Source organism: Amycolatopsis thermalba (genome assembly GCF_023376025.1).
Taxonomy (GTDB): Bacteria; Actinomycetota; Actinomycetes; order Mycobacteriales; family Pseudonocardiaceae; genus Amycolatopsis_E; species Amycolatopsis_E thermalba.
This window is the reverse complement of sequence record NZ_CP091196.1, coordinates 1,896,708-1,913,023: the sequence shown is the minus strand read 5'-3', so window position 1 is coordinate 1,913,023 and position 16,316 is coordinate 1,896,708. Positions and strand designations below refer to the sequence as shown.

Sequence of the window (16,316 nt, the reverse complement as noted above, 5' to 3'; positions counted from 1 at the left end):
TTGCCGGTCGGGGTTCCACATCGGGAGCGCGGCCCGGAGCCCACCTCCACGATCCGGACGATACCAGCCGGTAAATCGACACCGTACGGGCGTACTCCTAATTGAGTCCCCACCCGCCGCGTGATCGCCGGAATCCGGCGCTGACCTGCGGGAGGTCAGCCCGGGATGATCGTCGGGATCTTGGTCTTGCGGAAGGCCAGGAACTCCGCCGCCGCCCACACCAGGATCACCGCGAGCGTGGTGAACGCGAGCGCGTACCGGTTGAAGGAGTCCACGCCCTTGAGGGCGGTCATGACGCCGAACAGGACCAGCACCTTGAGGATGTAGCCGCCGATCGCCACCGCCATCACCATGAACGGGTCCAGCGCGGCCGACTTGCGCATCATGAACAGCGTGACCAGGGACGACGCGAACGCGATGGCGCCGCCGACCAGCGACCCGAGCAGTCCGGGGACCCCGGACAGGATCGTCGAGACGACCACGCCGATCACCACCGTGGCCAGCCCCGGCCACAGCGCGAAGCGCAGCATCGCGTCGGCCAGCTTGAGCACCGACTGCGCGTGCGGGTTCTCGGTCTTGTCGGTCATGACACTCCCTGGTTCCGCGACCTCAGGCGCGGAATGACGGACACGATCGCGGCGAGGACGAGGCCCGCGCCGACAATCCAGAGTACCGCCGTCGTGTCGAACAGCGTCACCGAGACCGCGCCGAAGCCGAGCAGGCCCGCCCACAGGTAGATCAGCAGCACCGCGCGGCGCTGCGAGTGGCCGATCTCCAGCAGGCGGTGGTGCAGGTGCATCTTGTCCGCCGCGAACGGGCTCTCGCCGCGCCGGGTGCGCCGGATGACGGCCATCAGCAGGTCGAGGACCGGCAGGAACAGCACCGCGACGACGACCAGCAGCGGCGACAGCAGCGCCAGCGCGTCGGAGCCGCCGAACCGGGTGTAGTTGATCTTCCCGGAGGCCGAGGTGGTGGCGCCGGCCAGCATCAGGCCGATCATCATCGAGCCGGAGTCGCCCATGAAGATCTTCGCGGGCTGGAAGTTGTGCGGCAGGAAGCCCAGGCACGCGCCGGCCAGCGTGGCGGCGATCAGCGCGGGCGGGTAGACGCCGACGTCGCCGCCCTGCGAGTTGAGCAGGCCGAGCGAGAACGCGCAGGTCGCGGCCGCGGCGATGAAGCCCAGCCCGGCGGCCAGGCCGTCCAGCCCGTCGACGAAGTTCAGCGCGTTGACCAGCACCACCACGAGCAGCACCATCAGCAGCCCGCCCTGGTTGTTGTCCAGGGTGACGACCGAGCCGAGCGCGTCGCCGTTGCCGCCCCAGGGCACCCAGAAGACGTTCCACTGCACGCCGAAGATGACCAGGATGCCGGCGCACATGACCTGGCCGGCGAGCTTGGTCCAGGCGTCGATCTCGAAGCGGTCGTCCAGCGCGCCGATGAGCACGATGACGCCGCCGCCGATCAGAACGCCGACCGGGTCGAGGGAGAAGTCGAACGCGCGGCGCAGCACCGGCAGCTGGTGGGCCATCGCCATGCCGCCGACGACGCCCAGGTACATGCCGACGCCACCCATCCGCGGGATCGGGATGACGTGCACGTCGCGGGCGCGCGGGTTGGCGATCGCGCCGAGGCGGATCGCCAGGCGCCGGATGACGCCGGTGAGCAGGAACGTCAGGGTCGCGGCGATCAGGCCGACGAGGATGTACTCCCGGATCGGGAGGCCGGCGGTGGTTACGGGGGTCATCAGGCCGCGGTCTTCACCGGTGCGCCGAGCACCTCGCTCACCGCTTCGGCGCTCACTGCGCCGGCCCGCAGCAGGACGGGCTCGTCCCCGGTCAGGTCGACGACGGACGAGGGCAGCGCCTCCCGGCTGGGCCCGGCGTCGAGGTAGACCGAGACGGACTCGCCGAGCTGGTCCCGCGCCTCGTCCGCGTCGGCGGCCGGGGGCCGTCCGGCGACGTTGGCGCTGGAGACGGCCATCGGGCCGACCTCTCGCAGCAGCTCCAGCGCGACCGGGTGCAGCGGCATCCGCAGCATGACGGTGCCGCGGGTGGTGCCCAGGTCCCAGCGCAGGCTCGGCGCGTGCGAGAGCACAATGGACAGATCACCGGGCCAGAATGCCTCGATGAGGGCGCGTGCCTGCGGCGGCACCCCGAGGACCAGACCGTCTATTGTGGACCAGGAACCGACCAGGACGCCGACGGGCAGGTCGGGACCGCGGTTCTTCGCCCGCAGCAGCGCGCGCACGGCGGCCGAGTCGAACGCGTCCGCCCCGATGCCGTACACCGTGTCCGTGGGCAGCACGACCAGCCGCCCCGAACGGACCGCGCTCGCCGCCGCGGCCAGCCCCTCGGCCCGCGTCTCCGGACGGCTGCAGTCGTACACCGCGCTCATGGGGTGAAGACTATTCCGAAGCGTGTAACGGCTCGGTTGCGGGTGGCGGTCACGCTCCGGCCGTCGTGGCGCAGTGAGGACGACCCGAGTCAGGAGGGGGCCGCGCTGGGGTTCAGCCGCGTAGTGCTGTCACGAAACGGGGGCGTCCGGCGAGGTCGCGGTGGTCCTGGACCTCCGTCAGCACCTTCCGCGACGCCACCAGCGCCGGGGCGGCCGAGCCGTGTGTGTCGTCGTGTTCGATGGCCAGTCCGCCGCCGGGCTTGAGGAGCCTGCAGGCGGTCGCCACGGCTTGCCGGACCACCGCCAGGCCGCCGTCGGGGGCGAAGACCGCTTGCGGCGGGTCGAAGTCGACCACCTCGGGCGGCAGGTCGCCGCCCGGGGGGACGTACGGCGGGTTGCACACCACCAGGTCCACCAGGCCGTCCAGCTCCGCGAAGATGGTGTTGTCGCCGACGTCCCCGGAGTACAGGCGGATCGGGGTGTCCCCCGCCGCCGCCTGCTTGTCCGCGTTGTGCCGCGCCCACGCCAGCGCGTTCGGGTCGATGTCCACGGCGTACACCACCGCGTCCGGCCGCTCGTGCGCGATCGCCAGCGCCAGCGCCCCCGACCCGGTGCACAGGTCCACCACCACCGGGTACTCGCGCCCGTGGATGTGCCGCAACCCCCACTCGACCAGCAGCTCCGTCTCCGGCCGCGGGATGAACACCCCGGGGCCGACGTCCAGCGTGATCCCGGCGAACCCGGCCCACCCGGTGAGGTGCTGCAGCGGCACCCGCTTCGCGCGCTGGGCGACCAGCTTGCCGATCGCCTCCACCACCGGCGGGTCGACGAGCGGCACCAGCGGCAGGCGACCGCGCTCGACACCCAGCACGTGGGCGGCGATCAGCTCGGCGTCGGCGCGCGGAGACGCCACGCCCGCCTCCTCCAGGATGCGCATCGCCTCGAGGATCGCCAGTCGCAACGGTTGCCGCTTCACGCTCCCAACTTTTCCACAGCCGTCAGCCGGCGGTGGGGACGTATGCCGCGAGCGCACCGCGCGTCTGCCGCAGATCGTCGATGCGCTCGTCCAGGGCGTCCAGCTGCTCACGGAGCGTGCTCACCACTTCGGGGCACATCTCCAGCTCCGGCTTCTCCCCCCGCGCGCACGGCAACAGCTTCCGGATCACGCACGTCGACAACCCCGCGGCCAGCAGGGCGCGGATCTGCCGCACCGTGATCACCGCGTCGTCGTCGTAGACCCGGTAGCCGTTGGTGTCCCGCTTCGTGGAGAGCAGCTCCTGCTCCTCGTAGTACCGCAGCAACCGCTGGCTCACGCCGGTCCGGGCGGCCAGCTCCCCGATCCGCATGCGACCTCGCTCACTCGACGTTGACCTTCACACCGATGTCAAAACCTAACGTCGCGGCATGACCGAACATTTCGCACCCGTCGTCCGCGGATCCGGTCCCGGCCTGCTGCTCGCCCACGGCGCCGGCGGCAGCGTCCACGCGAACTTCGGGCCCATCCTGGACGACCTCGCCCAGACGCACACCGTGGTCGGCCGGGACTACCCGGTGGCGGACCGGCCGTCGCTGGACGGACTGGCCGATGCCCTGGTGCAGACGGCGGTGGACGCCGGCGTGGAGCGCTTCACGATCCTCGGCTACTCGCTGGGCACGGCCGTCGCGGTGCGCGCCGTCACGCGTCACCCGGAGCGGGTGACCGGGCTGGTGCTGACCGCCGGGTTCGCCCGGCCGTCCAACCAGATGCGGCTCGCCCTCGCGGTGTGGCGCGAGCTGCTCGACCTCGGGAACGAGGAGCTGCTGGCGAAGTACGTGACCTTCGCCGGGGTCGGCGGGCAGTTCCTGAACGCCCTGACGCCGCGCGAACTCGAGGAAGCGGTGGCCGGCGTGGTCGTGCCGGATGGCACGGCGGAGCTGGTCGACCTCGTGGCCTCGGTGGACACCACCGCCGAGCTGGGCCGCGTCACCGTGCCGACACGCGTCATCGGCACCCGCCAGGACGTCCTGGTGCCGATCGACGTGCAGCGCGACCTCGCCGAGGGAATCCCCGGGGCCGAGTACGTGGAGATCGCGAGCGGCCACTCGATGCAGGCCGAGGCCCGCGACGAGTGGCTCGCCCGGATCCGGGAGTTCCGTCACTGACCGGCCGAGGCCAGCCGCTCCTCGCGGTCGGCGGCGGCCAGCGCGTCCAGCACGGCGTCGAGGTCGCCGTCGAGGACCTGGTCCAGGTTGTACGCCTTGTAGTTCACCCGGTGGTCGGAGATCCGGTTCTCCGGGAAGTTGTAGGTGCGCACCCGCTCGGAGCGGTCGACCGTGCGGACCTGCGACTTGCGGGCGTCGGCGGCCTTGGCGGCGGCCTCTTCCTCCGCCATGGCCTGCAGCCGCGCCTGCAGCACCTGGATGGCGCGGGCGCGGTTCTGGATCTGCGACTTCTCGTTCTGGCAGGACACGACGATCCCGGTGGGCAGGTGGGTCACCCGCACGGCCGAGTCGGTGGTGTTGACGCTCTGCCCGCCGGGGCCGGACGACCGGAACACGTCGATGCGCAGGTCGTTCGGGTCGATCTCGACCTCGACCTCCTCCGGCTCCGGGTAGATCAGGACGCCCGCGGCGGAGGTGTGGATCCGGCCCTGTGACTCGGTCGCCGGGACGCGCTGCACGCGGTGCACGCCACCCTCGAACTTCAGCCGCGCCCAGACCCCGTCGGCATCCGTTCCCTTGCTCTTCACCGCGACTGTGACGTCCTTGTAGCCGCCCAGGTCGGAGTGCACCGCGTCGAGCACCTCGGCCTTCCAGCCGTGCCGCTCCGCGTAGCGCAGGTACATGCGCAGCAGGTCGCCGGCGAACAGGGCGGACTCCTCGCCGCCCTCACCGGACTTGATCTCCATCAGCACGTCCGAGCCGTCGTACGGGTCGCGCGGCAGCAGCAGCTCCGTCAGCCGGGACTCCAGCTGCGGGATGCGCGCGGCGATCTCCTCGGCCTCGGCGGCGAACGTGGAGTCCTCGTCGGCCAGCTCGCGCGCCGTGCCGAGGTCGTCCCGGGCCTGGTCCAGCTCGTTGATGACCTTGACGATCGGGCTCAGCTCGGCGTAGCGGCGGCCGAGTTTGCGCGCCCGGCCCTGGTCGGCGTGCACGGCCGGATCCGCCAGCTGCTTCTCCAGCTCGGCGTACTCGTCGAGCAGCCCGTGCAGGGAGGACGAATCCACGACCGCACCTTCCTCTCGTTCCGGTGACACAAAAGCGGCGCCCACCCCCGGTGGTCGGGAGTGGGCGCCGGTGGTGAAGCTACTTGGCGTCGGCCTTCTTGCCGGCCCGCTTGCCGTAGCGCGCCTCGAAGCGCGCCACCCGGCCGCCGGTGTCCATGATCTTCTGCTTGCCGGTGTAGAAGGGGTGGCAGTTCGAGCAGATTTCGACCGTGATGGCACCGGAGGTCTTGGTGCTGCGGGTGGTGAAGGTGTTGCCGCAACCACAGGTGACCGTGGTGGGCACGTACTCGGGGTGGATACCGCTCTTCATGGAGTCCTCTCTCGGTGGCCGCCGGGTCCCCGCGGCGTTCTTCGACACGTGGGGTGAACCGGAGCCGGACGTTAGCGGATTGATTCTGCCAGACGCGCTGACATGCAGGTCAACGCCCCCGGGCGGCGCATATTCCGGGTACGGGACGTGTACGGGTTTTGTACGGGCGCGCGGGAGGCTCTCGCCCGAGACCCGGACCCGCCGGGTGAGGAGGAGCCGATGTCCCGCAGCATCAAATCCGTCGCCGTCGCCGCCCTCGCGGCCGCCGCGCTCACGGTGGTCCCGCTCACGAGCCAGGCCGCCACCCTCGCCGAAGCCCCCAGCAGCGACGTTTCGATCCTCGCCGCCGGTGACGGCACCCCGTCCGGCGCGGTCGCCTGGTTCAAGGCCCGCATCGGCAGCACCGCCTACCAGGGCTACTGCGAGAAGGCCGTGGAGAACGCCTACGGCACCACCGGGGTGTGGGCCTCGGCCAACGCGCACTGGAACGGCGCCAGCCCCAAGCACGCCGGTGACCGCAACCCGCCGCTGGGCGCGTTCGTCTACTGGAACATCGCCTCGCCCTACGGCCACGTCGGCATCTCCGACGGCGCCGGCGGCTTCTACGCGACCAGCGTCGGCGGCAAGATCGGGCACGTCACCAAGGCCCAAGGCGGCTACAGCTACTACAGCAACTACCGCGGCTGGACCCCGGCGGCGGTCCCGCACCGCTAGGACGACGCGAAAACGGCCACCCTTCCCGGCGGGGAGGGTGGCCGTTTCGCCGGCTACGAACGACTAGTCGTCGTCGGACGCCAGAGCCGTCTTGCTGACCTGCATCAGGAACTCGATGTTGGTCTTGGTCTTGCGCAGGCGGGACAGCAGCAGGTCGATGGCCTGCTGCGAGTCCAGCGCGTGCAGGACCCGGTGCAGCTTGTGCGTGACCGCCAGCTCGTCCGGCGAGAGCAGCAGCTCCTCCTTGCGGGTGCCGGACGGGTTGACGTCCACCGCCGGGAAGACGCGCCGCTCGGCGATCTTGCGGTCGAGCTTGAGCTCGGCGTTGCCGGTGCCCTTGAATTCCTCGAAGATCACCGTGTCACCGGTGGACCCGGTCTCGACCATCGCCGTGGCGAAGATCGTCAGCGAGCCGCCGTTCTCGATGTTGCGCGCCGCGCCGAGGAAGCGCTTCGGCGGGAACAACGCGGTCGAGTCGACACCACCGGAGAGGATCCGGCCGGACGCCGGGGCCGCCAGGTTGTAGGCGCGGCCCAGACGGGTGATCGAGTCGAGCAGGACCACCACGTCCATGCCCATCTCCACCAGGCGCTTGGCGCGCTCGATGGACAGCTCGGCCACCGAGGTGTGGTCCGACGGCGGGCGGTCGAAGGTCGAGGCGATGACCTCGCCCTTCACCGACCGCTGCATGTCGGTGACCTCTTCCGGACGCTCGTCGACGAGGACGACCATCAGGTGGCACTCGGGGTTGTTCGTGGTGATCGCGTTCGCGATGTCCTGCATGATCGTGGTCTTGCCCGCCTTCGGCGGCGACACGATCAGGGCGCGCTGCCCCTTGCCGACCGGCATGACCAGGTCGATCACGCGGGTGGTCAGCTTGTGCGGTTCGGTCTCCAGGCGCAGCCGCTCGTTGGGGTAGAGCGGGGTCAGCTTGGTGAACTCGGGGCGGCGCTTGGCCTCCTCCGGGTCCAGGCCGTTGACGCTGTCGACGCGCACCAGCGGGTTGAACTTCTGGCGCTGCTGCTCGCCCTCGCGCGGCTGCTTGACCACACCGGTGATGGCGTCACCGCGGCGCAGGCCGTGCTTGCGGACCAGCGACAGCGACACGTACACGTCGTTCGGCCCGGGCAGGTAGCCCGAGGTGCGCACGAACGCGTAGTTGTCCAGGACGTCGAGGATGCCGGCGACCGGCAGCAGCACGTCGTCCTCGCGGATCTCGGTGTCCGCGCCGCCCTCACCCCGGTTGCCACCGCGGCGGCGGCGGTCCCGGAACCGGCGGCCGCGACGGCCGCCCTCGTCGTCGTCCGCGTTGTTCTGGCCGCCACCGGAGTTCTGGCCGCCGCCCGCGTTCTGCTTGGACTGGCCGCCACCGGAGCCGGAGTCCCGGTTGTTCTGCCTGCGCTGGTCGCCACCGCCCTGCTGGGACTGGTCGCCACCGCGCTGCTGGTCGTTGCCGCCGCGCTGCTCGCGCTGGTCGTTGCCGCCGCGGTTGTCGTTGCCGCCGCGGTTGTCCGGGCTGCCTGCGGCGCGGTTCGCGCCACGGCGACGGCGGGCGCCGCCCTCGCGCCGCGGGCCGTCCTCGGCCTGCTGGGGCGCCTCGGCGCCGTTCCCGGGCTTGTCGGCCGGAGCGGGCTTGTCGGCCTTCTCCACCACCGGAGCGGGCTTCTCGGCCGGCGCCTCGGCCTGCCGGGGCGCCTTCTCGGCGGGCTTGGTCTGCGCAGACTCGGTCTGGGCAGACTCGGCCTGGGCAGGAGCCTCCACCTTCGCGGCGATGCCGTCAAGGGGCAGGGTCTCGTCGGCGGCGCGCTTGCGCGGGGCCTTGCCCTGGCGCTCGCGGATCGCGGCGATCAGGTCGCCCTTGCGCATCCCCTTGGTGTCGCCGATGCCCAGCTGGGTGGCGAGTTCCCGCAGGTCGGCGATCACCATGCCGGACAGGCCGCCACTGCGGCGCTTCGGCGCGGCGGTGCCGTTGCTCTCCCCTGGCTCAGCGTTCGTCGCGGCGGCCGCCACGTCGCCGCTCAAAAGATCGGTGTTGCTCACACATGTCCTTCCTGACCGATCCACGCCTCCAGGTGGATCAGCGGACTACCGCCCGCGTCCGATCGCGGAACGGTCTGCTCCTGCCCGGTGTGGCTTCCCCGGCCGGGACACGCGGGTCACAGCGGCCGGGCCGCCACACGGGGTTCTCGCGTGTTCCTGGTGGAACGCGCCGAATTCGTGTCACCGTAGCTACCGGAAACCCGCCTAGGTCAATCCCTGCACCAGCTATGCGGAATTATCGACTCAACGAGAGAATACGATCCGGGATGGAACCCCCGGGACCGACACCGGGTGCGGATTGCGCGCGGTGATCGAACGCCCCCGAGGGTAGACCGACCGGGCACGAGGTGCAACAACCACCCCCCGGCGTGCCGCGAATCTCCGCACGGAATCTACCGGCCCGTGACCTGAACCCCGGTCTGGTCGACCGGCAGCTCGATGACTTCGAACCCTGCAACGTCCACGGCGGCCGGAATTATTCCGTCGACCGTGAGCGCCAGCACGGTCGGGCCGGCGCCGGACACCGTCGCCGCGACCCCGGCGGCCCGCAGCTCGCGCACCAGGCGCCCGGTCGCCGGGTAGGCGGGGGCGCGGTAGTCCTGGTGCAGGCGGTCCTCGGTGGCCGGCAGCAGCAGCGACGGGTCGCTGGTCAGGGCGTGCACCGCCAGCGCCGCGCGGCCGGCGGAGAACGCGGCGTCGGGGTGCGGCACCTGCGCCGGCAGCAGCCCGCGCGTCGCCTCGGTCGACGACTTCACCGACGGCACGGCCACGACCGGACGGATCGACGGGTGCGGCGTCAGCCGTTCGGCGTGGAAGCGGCCCTTCTCACACCACGCCAGGACGAAACCACCCAGCAGGCTGGCGGCGGCGTTGTCCGCGTGCCCCTCGAACTCGGCGGCCAGCTGGACCGCGTCGCCGTCCAGGGACCGGCCCGCCAGGGCGTACCCGGCGGCGATCCCGGAGACCACCGCCGCGGCCGACGACCCGAGCCCGCGCGCGTGCGGAATCTTGTTGAAGCACCGCAGATGCAGCCCCGGCGGCGTGACGCCGAGGTGCTCGCACGCGCGCCGCAGCGCCCGCACCACCAGGTGCGTCTCGTCGGTCGGCACGTCCTCGACCCCCCCGGCCCCGGCGTCGAACACCTCGACCTTGAGACCGGCGTCGGTGACCTGCACCTCGACGACGTCGTGCAGCGCGAGCGCCAGCCCGAGCGCGTCGAAGCCCGGGCCGAGGTTCGCGCTCGACGCCGGGACGGTCACCTTCAACGCGGTCACGTCAGCTCCAGCGCGGCGGCCACCGCCCGCGGGTCCACCGCCAGCGGCTCGACCTCGACGTTGCCCTCCAGCGCGGTGCCCGGGTCCTTGAGGCCGTGGCCGGTGACGGTGCACACCACGGTCGACCCCTTCGGCAGACGGCCGTCGGCGGCGGTGGCGAGCAGGCCCGCGACGCTGGTCGCCGACGCCGGCTCGACGAACACGCCCTCCTTGCTGGCCAGCAGCCGGTACGCGGCGAGGATCTGCTCGTCGGTCACCGCCTCGAACAGGCCGCCGGAGGCGTTCTTCGCCTTGACCGCGCCCTCCCACGAGGCCGGGCTGCCGACGCGGATCGCGGTCGCGATGGTCTCCGGCTCGGGCACCGGCTCACCCTTGACCAGCGGCGCGGCGCCGGCCGCCTGGAACCCGAACATGCGCGGGGTGTTCTTCACCACACCGTCGGCGGCGTACTCGGAGTACCCGGCCCAGTAGGCGGTGATGTTGCCCGCGTTGCCCACCGGCAGGCAGTGGATGTCCGGCGCCTCGCCGAGCACGTCGCAGATCTCCCAGGCGGCGGTCTTCTGACCGATCAGCCGCACCGGGTTGACCGAGTTGACCAGCGTGACCGGGTGGTCGATCGCGGTCTTGCGGGCCAGCTCCAGGCAGTCGTCGAAGTTGCCGTCGATCTGCAGGATGCGGGCGCCGTGCAGGATGGCCTGCGCGAGCTTGCCCATCGCGATCTTGCCCTGCGGGATGAGGACCGCGCAGGTCAGGCCGGCGCGCGCGGCGTAGGCCGCGGCCGAGGCCGAGGTGTTGCCGGTGGAGGCGCAGATGACCGCCTGCAGGCCGCTGGCCTTGGCGTGGGTGATCGCCACCGTCATGCCGCGGTCCTTGAACGACCCGGTGGGGTTGGCGCCCTCGACCTTGAGGTAGACCGTCGAGCCGGTCAGCTCGGACAGGTGCGGGGCGGGCATCAGCGGCGTGTTGCCCTCGCCGAGGGTGATGACCTCCGCCCCGGCCGGCACCGGTACCCGGTCGGCGTACGCCTCGATGATCCCGGGCCAGCCGGCCTTCGCAGTCATGAATCCTCGCCTTCCACCCGCATCACGCTCACGACCTCGTTGACGACGTCCATTTTCCCGATGGCCTCGACGGTCGCCTCCAGCGCCGCGTCCGGTGCGAGGTGCGTCACGATGACCAGGCTGGCCGTGTCGTGCCGGTCACGCTGCCGGACCGCGGCGATGCTCACCTCGTGCGCCGCGAACACCTGCGCGACCTGGGCGAGGACACCCGGCTTGTCGGCGACGTCGAGGCTGACGTGGTAGCGCGTCGGGGTCTGGCCCATCGGCCGCACCGGCAGCTGGGCGTGCGCCGACTCGCGCGGGCCGCGGCCGCCGACCACCCGGTTGCGGGCCACCGCGACCAGGTCGCCGAGCACCGCGCTGGCCGTCGGCGCGCCACCGGCACCCTGGCCGTAGAACATCAGGCTGCCCGCCGCGTCGGCCTCGACGAACACCGCGTTGAACGCGCCGCCCACGTTCGCCAGCGGGTGGGTGCGCGGGATCATCACCGGGTGCACGCGCGCCGACACCGACTCGGTGCCGTCCTCGCCCTCGACGCGTTCGCAGATCGAGAGCAGCTTCACCGTGCGGCCCAGTGCCTTCGCCGCCGCGATGTCGGAGGCCGACACGTTCGAGATGCCCTCGCGGTGCACGTCGGACGCGGTGACGCGGGTGTGGAAGGCCAGCGAGGCGAGGATGGCCGCCTTGGACGCGGCGTCGTAGCCGTCCACGTCCGCGGTCGGGTCCGCCTCCGCGTAGCCGAGGCGGCTGGCCTCGTCCAGGGTCTCGGCGTAACCGGCGCCCGTGGAGTCCATCGCGGACAGGATGAAGTTGGTGGTGCCGTTGACGATGCCCATCACCTTGGTGATGCGGTCACCGGCCAGCGACTCGCGCAGCGGGCGCAGCAGCGGGATCGCCCCGGCCACCGCGGCCTCGAAGTAGAGGTCGGCGCCGCTGGCGTCGGCCGCCTCGAACAGCTCCGCGGAGTACTCGGCCAGCAGCGCCTTGTTCGCGGTGACGACCGACTTCCCCTTGCGCAGCGCGGTGAGCAGCCATTCGCGCACCGGGTCGATGCCGCCGATCAGCTCGACCACGACGTCCACATCGGACTCCACCAGCGCGGCGGCGTCGTTGGTCAGCAGGTGCTGCGGCAGCTCGGGGTGCTTGTCCGGGCGGCGCACCGCGATGCCGGCCAGCTCGACCGGAGCCCCGGCGCGGGCGGCCAGCTCGTCGGCGTGCTCGGTGAGCAGGCGCGCGACCTCGGTGCCGACCGTGCCGCAGCCGAGCAGCGCCACGCGCACCGTCTTGCCGTCTACAGTGGACATTTCAGTCACGACACCTCCAGCTGCAGCATGTCGTCGATCGTCTCGCGGCGCAGCAGCAGCCGCGCGCTGCCGTTGCGGACCGCGACGACCGCCGGGCGCGGCTGCCGGTTGTAGTTGCTGGCCATGGAGTAGCAGTAGGCGCCCGTCGCGGCGACGGCGAGCAGGTCGCCCGGGGCGAGGGTGTCGGGCAGCCAGCAGTCCCGCACGACGATGTCGCCGGACTCGCAGTGCTTGCCCACGACGCGGCTCAGCGCCGCGCCGACCTGGTCGGTGGCCCCGTCGTCGCTCGCGCGCGACACCAGCCGGACGTCGTACACCGCGTCGTAGAGCGGCGTGCGGATGTTGTCGCTCATGCCGCCGTCCACGCTGACGTAGCGCCGGGACTCGTTGTCCCCCAGCGACACGTCCTTGATGGTGCCCACCTCGTACAGCGTGACGGTGCCCGGACCGGCGATGGCGCGGCCCGGCTCGCCCGCGATGCGCGGCACCGGCAGCCCGGCGAACTCGCACTCCTTGCGGACGATCTCGCGGATCTGCGTGATCATCTGCGCCGGCGGCGGCGGGTTGTCCTTGTCGGTGTAGGCGATGCCGAAACCGCCGCCGAGGTCCACCAGCGACAGCTGCTCCAGCAGCTGCTCGCCGTGCTCCTTGACCAGCTCGGCCATCAGCCCGATGACGCGGCGCGCGGCGACCTCGAAGCCGTCCGCGTCGAAGATCTGCGACCCGATGTGGCTGTGCAGCCCGACCAGGCGCAGCGACGGCGCGTTGAGCACCCGGCGCACCGCCTCCGCGGCGTCGCCCGCGGCCAGCGAGAAGCCGAACTTCTGGTCCTCGTGGGCGGTCGCGATGAACTCGTGCGTGTGCGCCTCGACACCGACCGTGACGCGGATCAGCACCTTCTGCTCGACGTCGAGCCGCGCGGCGACGTCGGCCAGCCGCGCGATCTCGTAGTAGGAATCCAGCACGACCGTGCCGACGCCCGCGCCGACCGCGGTCTCCAGCTCGGCGACCGACTTGTTGTTGCCGTGGAAGGTGATCCGCTCGGCCGGGAACCCGGCGCGCAGCGCGACGGCCAGCTCGCCGCCGCTGGCCACGTCCAGGCTCAGGCCCTGCGCGGCGACCCAGCGGGCCACCTCGGTGCACAGGAACGCCTTGGCCGCGTAGTGCACCAGCGACGGGTCGTCGAACGCCTCGGCGTACTCGGCGCAGCGCGACTTGAAATCGGCCTCGTCGACGACGAACAGCGGCGTGCCGTAGGTCTCGGCCAGCTCGCGCACGTCGACGCCGGCGATGCGCACGACGCCGTCCGGGGCGCGGTAGGCGTTGCGCGGCCAGACCTTCGGGTAGAGCCGGTCGAGCTCGGCGGAACTGGACGGGGGGAAACCGGAGTTGTCGGCGTGCGGGTAGACCTCCGCGTGCCGCGGGCCGGCGGGGTGAGCCATGAGGGGTTACATCCGTTCCGGAGCTGAGACACCGAGCAGGGCGAGGCCGTTGGCGAACACCTGGCGCGCCGCCTCGCACAGAGCGAGCCGGGCGTAGGTGAGCGGGGTGGCCTCCTCGTCGCCCTTGGGCAGGACCTGCGCGACGGCGTAGAACTTGTGGAACGCGCCGGCGAGGCTTTCCAGGTAGCGCGCCACGCGGTGCGGTTCACGCAGCTCGGCGGCGCGCTGCACGACCGTCGGGAACTCCCCGATCGTGCGGATGAGGTCACCCTCGCGGTCGAGGGTGAGCAGCCCGAAGTCTGCGTCGTTGTCGAACTTCAGTCCGAGGTCGGCGGCGTGGCGCTGGAGCGAGGCGAGCCGGGCGTGCGCGTACTGCACGTAGTACACCGGGTTCTCGTCGCTGCTCTTGCGCAGCAGGTCGAGGTCGACGTCGATGCTGGAGTCGACCGAGTAGCGGGTCAGCTCGTAGCGGGCGGCGTCCACGCCCACGGCCTCGACCAGGTCCTCCATGGTGATCACCGTGCCGGCGCGCTTGCTCATCCGGACCGGCTTGCCCTCGCTGACCAGGTTCACCAGCTGGCCGATCAGCACCTCGACGACGGCCGGGTCGTGGCCCATCGCGGACGCGGCGGCCTTGAGCCGGGCTATGTAGCCGTGGTGGTCCGCGCCGAGCATGTAGATGCACAGGTCGAAGCCGCGGCCGATCTTGTCCTGCAGGTAGGCGATGTCACCGGCGATGTAGGCGGGCGCGCCGTCGCTCTTGATGACCACGCGGTCCTTGTCGTCGCCGAACTCGGTGGAGCGCAGCCACCAGGCGCCGTCGGCGTGGTAGAGGCGGCCGTTCTCCTTCAGGCCCTCGACCGCCTTCTCCACCGCGCCGGACTGGTGGAGCGAGTCCTCGTGGAAGTAGACGTCGAAGTCCGTGCCGAACTCGTGCAGGCTCTTCTTGATCTCGCCGAACATCAGCTCGACGCCCACGCGGCGGAAGGTCTCGTGGCGCTCGGTCTCGGGCAGCGACAGCGCGCTGGGCTCCTGGCGCAGCACCTCGGCGGCGATGTCGCTGATGTAGGCGCCCGCGTAGCCGTCCTCCGGCGCGGGCTCGCCCTTCGCGGCGGCGATCAGCGACCGGACGAACCGGTCGATCTGCGCGCCGGCGTCGTTGAAGTAGTACTCGCGCGTGACCTCGGCGCCCTGCGCCTGCAGGACGCGGCCGAGCGCGTCGCCCACCGCGGCCCAGCGCGTGCCGCCCAGGTGGACCGGGCCGGTCGGGTTGGCCGAGACGAACTCCAGGTTGATCTTGCGGCCGGCCAGGGCGGTGCCGCGGCCGTAGGCGTCGCCGAGGGTGAGGACCTGGCGGATCTGCTCGCCCTGGGCGTCGGCGGCCAGCCGGAGGTTCACGAACCCGGGGCCGGCGATCTCGGCGGAGTCGATGCCGTCGGTGGCGGCGAGCGCGTCGGCCAGCTCCTGGGCGAAGTCGCGCGGGGCCAGGCCGGCCTTCTTCGCCACCTGCAGCGCGAGGTTGGTGGCGTAGTCTCCGTGTTCCGGGTTGCGCGGGCGCTCGACGGTCACCGTGGCGGGCAGCACGGCGGGGTCGGCGCCACGGGCGGTGAGCACCTGCGCGGCGGACGTACGGACCAGGTCAGCTAGGGCCTCGGGAGTCACCAGCCGAGTGTAAGGGCCACGACCTCGGCCGTTGACAGGGACCGAACACGGGGTCCCTAAACTCTACCCGGGTATATCCACTTGACGGGAGACGCGGGAGCCATGGCCAGCGGCACGAAGAAGAAGGGCGCACCGAAGAAGGGCAGCGTGAAGGCGGCCCGCGGCTCGGTGGTGTCCAAGAAGGGTGTGCCCTGGGGCACGATCATCTCGGTGGTCGCGGTGGTCGCGCTCGCCGCCGTGGTGGTCGGGTACTACCTGGTCCAGTCGGCGCCCAAGCGCGCGCTGGCCAGCTGGGCGCCCACGGCGGACAAGCCGGACCCGTCGCTGAGCATCCCGGGCATCGTCACCGGCCAGTACCAGGCCAGCGTGCACGTCCTGCCGACCGAACGGGTGGCCTACGACCACTCACCGCCCTACGGCGGTCCGCACGACGGCTACTGGGCGGCGTGCAACGGCGTGGTGTACCCGGTCGCGGTGCGCACCGAGAACATGGTGCACTCGCTCGAGCACGGTGCGGTGTGGATCGCCTACAACCCCGACCAGGTGACCGGTGACGCGCTGAACACGCTCAAGTCCAAGGTCGAGGGCAAGCCGTACACGATGATGTCGCCCTACCCCGGGCTGGACAAGCCGATCTCGCTGCAGTCGTGGGGTCACCAGCTGAAGCTCGACTCGGCCACCGACGAGCGGATCGACCAGTTCATCACCGCGCTGCGGACCAACCAGAACACCTACCCGGAGGTCGGCGCCTCGTGCGACGCGCTGGGCGCGGGCGCCTTCGACCCGGACAACCCGCCGCCGTTCGACCCGACGCCGCCCGGCCCGGACGCGAAGCCGATGGACTACCAGGGCTCGGCCGGCACGCAGCAGGACACCGGGATGCCCAGCTCCGCCCCGACGTCCTGATCC

General features: G+C 71.5%; 16 protein-coding genes. 3 read left to right on the top strand and 13 right to left on the bottom strand.

Translation table 11 applies throughout. The features are described 5' to 3' along the window. Window positions 1-155 precede the first annotated feature (155 nt). The 5 genes from L1857_RS09375 to L1857_RS09355 all read right to left on the bottom strand — a co-directional run bounded on the left by L1857_RS09375 (window position 156) and on the right by L1857_RS09355 (window position 3,740). On the bottom strand, window positions 156-587 hold the full coding sequence (locus L1857_RS09375) for a Cg1360 family ATP-synthase-associated protein (RefSeq protein WP_116112695.1): 432 nt from the start codon (window positions 585-587) through the stop codon (window positions 156-158). Beyond that, window positions 584-1,744: a glycosyltransferase family 4 protein gene (locus L1857_RS09370; RefSeq protein WP_094006586.1), complete on the bottom strand. Its 1,161-nt coding sequence runs from the start codon at window positions 1,742-1,744 to the stop codon at window positions 584-586. The genes L1857_RS09375 and L1857_RS09370 overlap by 4 nt, the downstream gene beginning before the upstream one ends. Further along, on the bottom strand, window positions 1,744-2,394 hold the full coding sequence (locus L1857_RS09365; RefSeq protein WP_116112689.1) for an L-threonylcarbamoyladenylate synthase: 651 nt from the start codon (window positions 2,392-2,394) through the stop codon (window positions 1,744-1,746). The genes L1857_RS09370 and L1857_RS09365 overlap by 1 nt, the downstream gene beginning before the upstream one ends. Before the next feature lie 112 nt (window positions 2,395-2,506). Beyond that, window positions 2,507-3,370: a peptide chain release factor N(5)-glutamine methyltransferase gene (gene prmC, locus L1857_RS09360; protein ID WP_094006588.1), complete on the bottom strand. Its 864-nt coding sequence runs from the start codon at window positions 3,368-3,370 to the stop codon at window positions 2,507-2,509. 22 nt (window positions 3,371-3,392) lie between these two features. After that, window positions 3,393-3,740, bottom strand: a complete 348-nt coding sequence (locus tag L1857_RS09355) for a MerR family transcriptional regulator (protein WP_116112686.1) — start codon at window positions 3,738-3,740, stop codon at window positions 3,393-3,395. A 58-nt stretch (window positions 3,741-3,798) separates the two neighbouring features. Between L1857_RS09355 and L1857_RS09350 the strand changes: the two genes are divergently transcribed. Then, on the top strand, window positions 3,799-4,536 hold the full coding sequence (locus L1857_RS09350; RefSeq protein WP_116112682.1) for an alpha/beta fold hydrolase: 738 nt from the start codon (window positions 3,799-3,801) through the stop codon (window positions 4,534-4,536). On the opposite strand, the gene prfA is transcribed toward L1857_RS09350, so the two are convergent. Beyond that, entirely contained in the window at window positions 4,530-5,600 is a 1,071-nt protein-coding gene (gene prfA / locus L1857_RS09345) for a peptide chain release factor 1 (protein ID WP_191247696.1), read from the bottom strand. The two genes, L1857_RS09350 and prfA, sit on opposite strands and share 7 nt — an antisense overlap. Before the next feature lie 79 nt (window positions 5,601-5,679). Continuing rightward, on the bottom strand, window positions 5,680-5,910 hold the full coding sequence (gene rpmE / locus L1857_RS09340; RefSeq protein WP_017987296.1) for a 50S ribosomal protein L31: 231 nt from the start codon (window positions 5,908-5,910) through the stop codon (window positions 5,680-5,682). A gap of 219 nt (window positions 5,911-6,129) precedes the next feature. Here rpmE and L1857_RS09335 point away from each other — a divergent pair, with 219 nt between their 5' ends. Beyond that, the gene (locus L1857_RS09335) at window positions 6,130-6,624 is read left to right on the top strand and encodes a CHAP domain-containing protein (RefSeq protein ID WP_094006592.1); all 495 of its coding nucleotides are present in this window, start codon (window positions 6,130-6,132) and stop codon (window positions 6,622-6,624) included. A gap of 63 nt (window positions 6,625-6,687) precedes the next feature. Here the strand turns inward: L1857_RS09335 and rho are convergent, their stop codons facing one another. From rho to argS, 6 genes are all read right to left on the bottom strand, one after another. Next, window positions 6,688-8,664, bottom strand: coding sequence for a transcription termination factor Rho (gene rho, locus L1857_RS09330; protein WP_249464860.1), 1,977 nt, complete (start codon window positions 8,662-8,664; stop codon window positions 6,688-6,690). A 392-nt stretch (window positions 8,665-9,056) separates the two neighbouring features. Continuing rightward, on the bottom strand, window positions 9,057-9,938 hold the full coding sequence (gene thrB / locus L1857_RS09325) for a homoserine kinase (protein ID WP_094006594.1): 882 nt from the start codon (window positions 9,936-9,938) through the stop codon (window positions 9,057-9,059). After that, window positions 9,935-10,999, bottom strand: a complete 1,065-nt coding sequence (thrC, locus tag L1857_RS09320) for a threonine synthase (RefSeq protein ID WP_094006595.1) — start codon at window positions 10,997-10,999, stop codon at window positions 9,935-9,937. The genes thrB and thrC overlap by 4 nt, the downstream gene beginning before the upstream one ends. Beyond that, entirely contained in the window at window positions 10,996-12,303 is a 1,308-nt protein-coding gene (locus L1857_RS09315; RefSeq protein ID WP_116112671.1) for a homoserine dehydrogenase, read from the bottom strand. Before L1857_RS09315 ends, thrC begins: the two co-directional genes overlap by 4 nt. Window positions 12,304-12,308: 5 nt before the next feature. Beyond that, on the bottom strand, window positions 12,309-13,745 hold the full coding sequence (lysA, locus tag L1857_RS09310) for a diaminopimelate decarboxylase (RefSeq protein ID WP_094006597.1): 1,437 nt from the start codon (window positions 13,743-13,745) through the stop codon (window positions 12,309-12,311). A 6-nt stretch (window positions 13,746-13,751) separates the two neighbouring features. Further along, a complete protein-coding gene (gene argS, locus L1857_RS09305; protein ID WP_116112666.1) occupies window positions 13,752-15,407 on the bottom strand; it encodes an arginine--tRNA ligase in 1,656 nt (551 codons plus the stop codon). A gap of 102 nt (window positions 15,408-15,509) precedes the next feature. Here argS and L1857_RS09300 point away from each other — a divergent pair, with 102 nt between their 5' ends. Further along, window positions 15,510-16,313: a thioredoxin-like domain-containing protein gene (locus tag L1857_RS09300; RefSeq protein ID WP_162831172.1), complete on the top strand. Its 804-nt coding sequence runs from the start codon at window positions 15,510-15,512 to the stop codon at window positions 16,311-16,313. Window positions 16,314-16,316 lie beyond the last annotated feature (3 nt).